Below are 7,876 nucleotides of genomic sequence, written 5' to 3'. Positions count from 1 at the left end.
CTTCAACTCATTGTCTTCTGCCAGTTCTTCCATTTCCGTCACCTTAAATGGAGTTGTCATCTTTGCCTTCGCTTGATCGAAAGGCAACAATACGAGATTGAGTGGAATAAGAGCAATATGTTTGAGGACGGTTAAAGGCAAGATTACAAACAAAGCCATGACTGCAACAAGATGGGACCACCAGATGGATACGTATGTCATACCAAGTGTGTATTGGGATAATGGGGTAAACAGATGAGACAGCCCAAAACCGACAAACGAATAGATCCCCCACGGAACCGGCTGTAAAGCCAGGCGAATTCCCTCCAGAACAAAGCCGGTTAGGGCAATGTACAGGAAGCTGCCAAGAATTACGTAACTTTCCCAATTGGAACGCAGATAAGCCGGCTTAGCCACGAGTCTGCGGTACAATGCGATCATGAGGCCGAAAATCAATAGTAGTCCTGATAAATCTAGCACCACTTCATATATCAAGTAAAACTTGCCTTTAATCAGGCTTTCAATTCCAAAATTCTTAAGTATATCCTGTTCCAGGAACACCAGAAACGTACCAAGAAACAACAGAATCATACTGTAAAAGATGCACATATGCATGAAACCGGACAGCTTCATCCGCCGAACTTTTTTCTGGGCTATGATATAGGACAGAAACCGTTCTTTGATTTCTTTCTTATGATATTTAAATGCCATTCGGGTTTCTTTTAGCAATTCTCCCAGCGTAAAATTGTAGTTGTTCAGCTTAACCTTCCCCATCCAGCAGACGACTGCCACTGCCAAAAACAAAATACCGTACATCAGATAGGGCGTCCAGTCGGGCATAAAGGGCAGATACTGCCGCATGATTTCGCTGTTCATTGTGCGGATACACCTCCTGTACTCGCTACCTGGTCAGGTTAGAAGGTAGGTTGAAGATAAATTATGGGACTAACATGCCTTGAAAACACATTAGTCCACATCATTATTTATTTATTAATTGGATAAGTTAGTATTAGTATGTTCGCGTTTGGGCCAACTCTTTCAAGTGAGGAATTGCTTCGTAAAGGTCTCCTACAATTCCATAGTCTGCCACCTCAAAGATAGGAGCGTTTTTGTTGTTGTTTATTGCCACAACCACTTGCGCGTCCTTGATACCAACAACGTGTTGAATTTGTCCGGAAATTCCGATTGCCAAATATAACTTGGGTGCAACGGTGGTACCGGTCAACCCCACTTGTCTTTCCAGTTTGAGCCACTTGTAATCTTCGACCAGAGGACGTGAGCAGCCCAGCTGGGCACTCAGTGCCTTTGACAACTCTTCAACCAGTGGAAGATCTTCTTTCTTGCTTAAGCCTCTTCCAATTGCCACGATTCTCTCGGCATTCTTGAGGTCGACCGCCTTCTCGATCGGACGTCTCTGGACCACTTTTTTCCGTACCGTACGTGGCTCGGCATCCTCTATGAGGACCTTCGCCTGTTGCTGAACAATTCCGCTCCATTTGTCCCGGCATATATTTTCATGTAAAGTACAAACTGCCGGATATTTCATGGCATAAGTGCCAGTAACTACCCCACCATAGAGCATTTTTTCAGCAAATAGGGTATCAGTATCACCAGAAATGCTTAGGCAATTGGTGATGCAGCCTGCATCCAGTTTTGTACTGACACGTGCCGCTACTTCCGTTTCAAACGGTGTATGCAGCATCAACAAGATTTGGATGTTGTATTTTCTAATCACCTGTTCGAGGATAGCGCTGATTGTTTCCGAAAAGACCGTCTCTTCCTGTATCTCTACGGCAATGATTTCATCTACCCCTGACTCAAGCAATTGTAAGGCTGTCACTTTTGCGTCAACACCGGCAACAAGCAGCATAATACTGGCTGGGTGGACCTTGTCGGCCATATTCTTGCATGCCTGCATCAAATTTGGCAGTTTAGCACGATCACTGCAAAACAGTAGAATACGGAAACAGTTCATCCTACAACACTCCTTCCTCCACCAGGTGTCTCATTAACTGTTCGGACGCAGTTTTCATATCACCTTCGATCACAATCCTCTTTCTCTCCGCCGGAACAACCTTAAACCCGGTGAAATGGACATGATTACCTGTAGGTTCTTCCAGACCGAGATCATCAATAATCCATTTTACGATTCGGTTTGCCTGCACTTTCATCACTTGAAGGGCTGTTGGGAGACGAGGAGTGTTGATGCTCCTGTCCACCGTGAGTACCACTGGGAGTTGGGAATTTATTGTTTCCATCACTTGATCGACACGACGCTCAACTGTCAAACCATCAGGTTCAACATCCACTTTGTTTACATAAGCAACATGCTCCATGTCTAACCATTCAGCCAAACTTGGACCTGTCAAACTGTTCCCCCTGTCTTCGGAGACAGTCCCACAGAAGATAAGATCAAACTTACCCAGTTTCTTAATGCCTGCTGCCAAGACTTTTGCGACCTGTATGGGATCATCAAGGTTTACCCCGCCTTCGTCGATCAGATAGGCTTTGTCAGCCCCCATCGCCAAACCTTCTTTGACGGTTTTAAATGCTTCTTTCGGTCCGACTGTAAGAAGTGTTACTGTTCCTCCAGTGGTTTGCTTAATCCTGACCGCTTCCTCTATTGCGTTTTTGTCATAGTCATTGATCTTTGTGGGAATCCCCCGTAGAACAATTTCTCCCGATTTTTTGTCAACCCTTACTTCCGTCGAATCTACAACGTGTTTCACGCAAACCAGAATGTCCATTGACAACCTCCTTGTAAATCTAACCTGTAAAATTGATTGAAGAACCACCGGACGGATCTGCATGCCGCCCGGTAGCGCAATACTGCCTACTCTTCCGAAGGAGGAGGCATAATCTTATGGGTAAAATGGTCATGCATCCAGTCCAGATACATCAAGCGGCACTTAATGATTCTCTCCCGCTCTGCTTCGTTCATCTCCTGCTGCTTAACATAATCCTGCATGCGCTCCGGGTCCACTTCATAGTGTCCGTTTGTCACCAATACTTTTTCTGCCATACGCTCACTCTCCCTGTTCGGTAATCCCCATCGCTTTTGCCATCAGTTCCAGCAGATGGACTGGTGCAACATCTATACCTGACTTTACCTGGGCTTCTGTCAGGTGATCCTTGCAATGGGGGCAAGCCAAAATAAGCGTATCCGTCTGCAGGTCCGCTGCCCTGCGTAATCGGGTCTGCCCAATCTTGTAGGCGATATCCGGGTGAATTTTTTTGAAGCTGGCTGTACCGTTTCCACAACAGTAGTTCCACTGGGTAACTGCACTCTCGTTTACAAAACTGATGCCGGGAATGTTCTCGATGATATTTCTTGGTGATTCGTTGATGTTGCACATCTTGTTCAACGAGCACGGGTCGTGATAGGAAGCATTGATGTTCACAGTATTTAAAAACTTTATTTCTCCAGACTGTACCAACTCCCATAAATAGTCGGTAACAAAAACAACCTCAAACGGAAGTGATCCAAGATACTTGGGATATTCGCGGACAAAGTAGACATATTCGTGGGGGTTAACGACCACTACTTTTTTAATGCCGGTTGCCTGCAGTTTGCTCACATTTTCCTTTGCATGTTCGATCCAGGTGTTCAAATCGGTTTCTAACAGTTCGCCGTTGGTGACCGCCGGTTTTTTTAAGATGGCAACTTTCTTACCGGCATGAATCAGAATCTGTGCGGTTAATCGTGGGACCTCGGACGTTTGTGTAGCGCTAAAATAATCAACAAACAGGATCACATCTTCCAGTACTGCTGTTTGATTTGTCATAACCTTCACCCCGCCATAGTTACATTTAGTCCTTTGGCCCACTTCGTCAGTTCTTCCTCAGGACCGTTATACAGATTCATGTGGCTTTCAATGTATTTTTTTACCTCATCAAACCCATCGTACGTGCGACCGGCATTGATCAGATCTCTCCTGACTTTGCGAACCAAATCCACGGTAGTTGTTTCATATCGATAGAAATCAGCAGCAAATAATGTGGTTGGACAACGCAACTCACAGCCGCCACACTCCAGGCAGTAAGTAAAGTCATCAAGGATGTCCACAAGGTTCTCCAAACCTTCAGAAACGGCTAAAAGTGTCGTCTGGAATCCATAGGACGTGTGGCTTTCGTTTCGTTCTTCACGATATACCGGACATACTTCCCGGCAGAACTTATGTCGGCAGGAAAAGGTTGCGTAACATTCCTTCTGCATTTCCAAACTCAGTGGTTCGCCCTCTTTAAATCTGAAATCCATGTAATGTTGTTTTTTGGAAAGCAGTTCCGTTGTCATTTAGTTCTCCTCCCTATAAGCGTTATCAAGAAGATATTTGCCAGGATTCATAATGTTGTTGGGATCAAGCATACGCTTAATTTTTTTCATCAGCTCATACTGCCCCTCTGCCAGCTCCTGATAACAAACCACTTCCTCGTCACCAGGTCGTGTTCCGCCATGACAGGAGGAAATGGAACCGCCGGCCTCAATCACGACTTCGGCAATTTCCTGTTTCATTTTCAACCAATCTTGCCAGATCTCATCAGTCATCATTAGCTCATTGACGCCGATGTCGATCTCTGTGAGGTAATCGCCCCAAGGTTTGAAAGCGTTGTTGGTATACATGAACATGCCCCAGTTGTCAAACATTCCGTCATACTTGGCAATGTATTTATCAACAATTTTGTGCCACTTTTTCATGACCATCGGCAGTTCCGAGTAGTTGATTGCGGCGTCCTCACAGTGCCATGAAAGGAGCACTACTTGACCGTCCGAGCGGCGCCCGTGAAACGGAATGTGATAGCGATCATGGCGGGATGCCCAATCTCCCTCGGACATTTCCCGTCCGAGATAGGTTCCGTCGCAGCCTTCGCATATTTTGAAAATAACCTTCCTTGCTTGGCTCACTTCCGCCTCAGTACCGTAGCAGATGGTGGCCACAACAGAATTTACCCATTCAGGAAGCGGAATAAATGCTTCATCATCACGACGTAAATAGTCGATTTTGCGCTCATCGAACATGACCACCCCGCTTAGAGTTTTCAATCCAGATTTTCCAAGTTCATAAGCAGTTTTGTATGCATCATCGAAAGTTTTGAACGCAAAGAAAGCGGGGAACTCTACTTCCGGTTTCGGGAACAACTCTAGAGTGGCTTCCGTTACAACTCCGAGTGTGCCTTGGTGTCCGATAAACAAGTCTTTCAAACGGAAGCCTACTGAAGATTTGCGGACCTTTCTGCCACCTCCCTCCCCGACTCGTACAACGTCTCCTGTAGGCAGTACAACCTCCATACTTATGACAAGGTCGCGAGTATGACCGTAGCCGGCACCAATCAAACTAAAACCTCCCGCACCTAAACGGCCTCCAACTACAGAACCGATGTAGCCTGCCGGATCGTCAGGATGCCACCAGCCAAGTTCCCCCACAACCCGGTTTAGCTCCAACAGGTTAATCCCCGGTTGAACTGTTACGCACATGTTCTCTTCATCAATCTCGATAATTTGGTTCAAACGCTTCATGTCAATGACGATTCCATGGCGTAGTGGAACTGCGCCATCGGCAAGACCGACTCCCCCACCACGTGGAACAATCGGGACATGATATTTATTGGCGATTCTAACGATATGAATCACATCTTCTGTGGATGTGGGCAATACAACAACGTCCGGCAGATGCTTTTTCCATTGGTGAACAGGAAATGGTGCTGCTGAAGCGCTACGCAATGCTCTGTGCCGCATCTCTGTAAGCACATTTTCTTTTCCAATGGCGTCAATCAGTTCTTTTATAGCTTCATTGACATGTAACGACGTGGTCGTCATGTGAACTTCTCCCTTCTTTTTTTAATGCTTATCATAGGGTTTTTTCCTTATGGCGCCATGAAAGAAAACCCAAATTCAGCTTCGGAAAAAAGCCAGGCACCTCAGCTTTGTATTGCTGGTACTCTTCCCCAAAACGTGTTTCCACATCTTTTTCTTCATGTAAAGCCAGCTTGTAATAGATCACTAGCAAGAGGGGCCACAAGATGATTCCGGTGATTGTCGGCCATTGAACTACCTGACCGAGAGTCAACAGCATCAAACCGATGTACTGTGGATGTCGGACGTAGGAATAGATACCAGTCTTTATCACTTCATTCCCCCGTGAGTGGATTTTTTTCCATCCGAGATAGATAATCACAAACCCCAGGAAAATCAAGACACTGCCTATGAATCGAATTGCAAACGGTACGGGGTAGAAATGCATCAAAAATTCCGACATCAGTGGCTGCAAAAGAAAAATTGTCAACGGGATGCCATACATCTCGAAATACAAAGCGATGACAAAACCGACAAGAATACCTTTACTTCGAAAATCCACCTTTTTTGGCTTGAGGAAAGAGCTGCTGATAAAGAAAAACAATACTACCAAATGCACGATAATGGAGATGATCACCAGATCCCAACGGCCCCAAAGCACTCCCGATTGAGGAATCAGAGAATTATCCATGCTGGGTTACCCCGCTTTGCTGAGCACTTTCCACGTCCTGATCCAATTTAAAGATGTACTTCGCAGCTAAGTAATGTACGAAAAGCGCGACAAAGAACGTTGGAATTCCTGCAGATATATAGGTGAATAGGGTACTAGCTTCGTCCTTGATCGGATTGTATACAGTCCAATAAAAAACTGTCGCTACGATGAAGCTTACAAGGGAAGCTGGATTAAATCCTTTCCAGTACTGGTAAACTCCACCTCTCCTATATAGGTCACGAACATTAATTTTCTGTTTCTTTACGAAGAAATAGTCAGCGATCACAATACCGCTGTAGACGGCCATTATGAATGAGATGAACGCAAGGAACTTGCTGTACGCGTCGTAAAAATCCGGGCTAAGCATCAAAAATCCAGCAGGAATCGTAGTTGCGATAGCCCATCCCCACTTTTTGCTCGGAAACAGCGTTTTAAAACTAAGCGCTTGTGAATACATCAGTACAACAGCAGATGTTGTGTTTGCCAAAATAAGGAGGAGAAGTCCCAATACTCCCCAACCGGTTCCGCCGAACGAAATCATCCAATCGGTCGGATCTGTTGACCCGACCAGCAGCGCAGTAAGTGCCCCCATTATGGCGGCCACGTTGAGGAGAACACCGAATCCCCAGAATCCTCCTGAATAGGCAACTTTTTCGCTAACTGTAAGGCGGCTTGACGCGCCAAGATAAGGAAGCCAAGAAAATCCGAGTCCGACGTTCCATTCAATGGCGGTCGCCATGGTACGAGCAAACGTGTCATAGGGCTGCTTGGGCTGCAACTGAAAGACTTTGTCAAATCCTTCTTTAATAAAAATGATAATAATCAACCCTATAAGGATTAACATGATTGATGGCACACCTATACGTGTAAACCACTTGATCGCGTTAGGTCCCTTGAAAGCGATGAAGAGTGAAAATGCAAAAGCAATTAATGAAAATACAGGGGCTCCTCCGTTACGCGATGTCCAAAATTCGTTCCCGTTGACCAAACCGATAATCTTTATCGCTGATTCACCGATCATAAAACAAGAGATTGAAATCCAACCAAGATTCAAGATAGAGAATAATATGAAGAAAGCGTCAGATCCCAGATAACCAAGTGCACTCCGAAATCCTATAAATGTTTCGACTCCGTATCTTGCAAAGTAAATTGCAATTGGCATAATTAAAAAAACCGGGAAAGCGTTTCCAAATAAAATGGCGACAATGGAATCTTGTGCATTCAATACCAGACCGGTATAACCCCCCACCAAAAAGCACCAAGCTGCAATGCCAAACCCTATTTGAATAAATAGGAAGTCCCAAAAGCGAAATTCTCTTTCTGTTTTCTTGGCCGGAAGGAATCCAAACTGAACTTCTCTCTCAATTGCCCTCGTGTTGGAACTCATCAGAGGT

The 7,876-nt window shown here is 45.3% G+C and carries 9 protein-coding genes; all 9 read right to left on the bottom strand.

The window, feature by feature from the left end:
* Positions 1–855, bottom strand: an 855-nt coding sequence (locus EFBL_RS20765) for a hypothetical protein (protein WP_216640737.1), incomplete at its 3' end; no start/stop codon positions are given.
* Between the two features lie 133 nt (positions 856–988).
* Entirely contained in the window at positions 989–1,954 is a 966-nt protein-coding gene (locus EFBL_RS18075) for an electron transfer flavoprotein subunit alpha/FixB family protein (protein WP_096183772.1), read from the bottom strand.
* Position 1,955: 1 nt separating this feature from the next.
* Positions 1,956–2,726 carry an electron transfer flavoprotein subunit beta/FixA family protein gene (locus EFBL_RS18070; RefSeq protein WP_165912485.1) on the bottom strand — a complete coding sequence of 257 codons (771 nt, stop codon included), beginning with the start codon at positions 2,724–2,726 and terminating at the stop codon, positions 1,956–1,958.
* 86 nt (positions 2,727–2,812) lie between these two features.
* Positions 2,813–3,001 (bottom strand): hypothetical protein, encoded by a 189-nt coding sequence (locus tag EFBL_RS18065; RefSeq protein ID WP_096183768.1) that lies wholly within the window; start codon positions 2,999–3,001, stop codon positions 2,813–2,815.
* A 4-nt stretch (positions 3,002–3,005) separates the two neighbouring features.
* Positions 3,006–3,764, bottom strand: coding sequence for a (Fe-S)-binding protein (locus EFBL_RS18060; RefSeq protein ID WP_096183766.1), 759 nt, complete (start codon positions 3,762–3,764; stop codon positions 3,006–3,008).
* 5 nt (positions 3,765–3,769) lie between these two features.
* Positions 3,770–4,273, bottom strand: coding sequence for a 4Fe-4S dicluster domain-containing protein (locus tag EFBL_RS18055; RefSeq protein WP_096183764.1), 504 nt, complete (start codon positions 4,271–4,273; stop codon positions 3,770–3,772).
* A complete protein-coding gene (locus EFBL_RS18050; RefSeq protein WP_096183762.1) occupies positions 4,274–5,794 on the bottom strand; it encodes an FAD-binding oxidoreductase in 1,521 nt (506 codons plus the stop codon). It abuts the gene before it with no gap.
* Positions 5,795–5,825: 31 nt separating this feature from the next.
* Positions 5,826–6,461 carry a methyltransferase family protein gene (locus tag EFBL_RS18045; RefSeq protein ID WP_096183760.1) on the bottom strand — a complete coding sequence of 212 codons (636 nt, stop codon included), beginning with the start codon at positions 6,459–6,461 and terminating at the stop codon, positions 5,826–5,828.
* Complete coding sequence (locus EFBL_RS18040) at positions 6,454–7,869, bottom strand: purine-cytosine permease family protein (protein ID WP_096183758.1); 1,416 nt, start codon at positions 7,867–7,869, stop codon at positions 6,454–6,456. Before EFBL_RS18040 ends, EFBL_RS18045 begins: the two co-directional genes overlap by 8 nt.
* Positions 7,870–7,876 lie beyond the last annotated feature (7 nt).

This window comes from Effusibacillus lacus, assembly GCF_002335525.1.
Taxonomy (GTDB): domain Bacteria; phylum Bacillota; class Bacilli; order Tumebacillales; family Effusibacillaceae; genus Effusibacillus; species Effusibacillus lacus.
The sequence above is the reverse complement of the archived record's forward strand: the minus strand, read 5'-3'. Positions and strand labels throughout refer to the sequence as shown.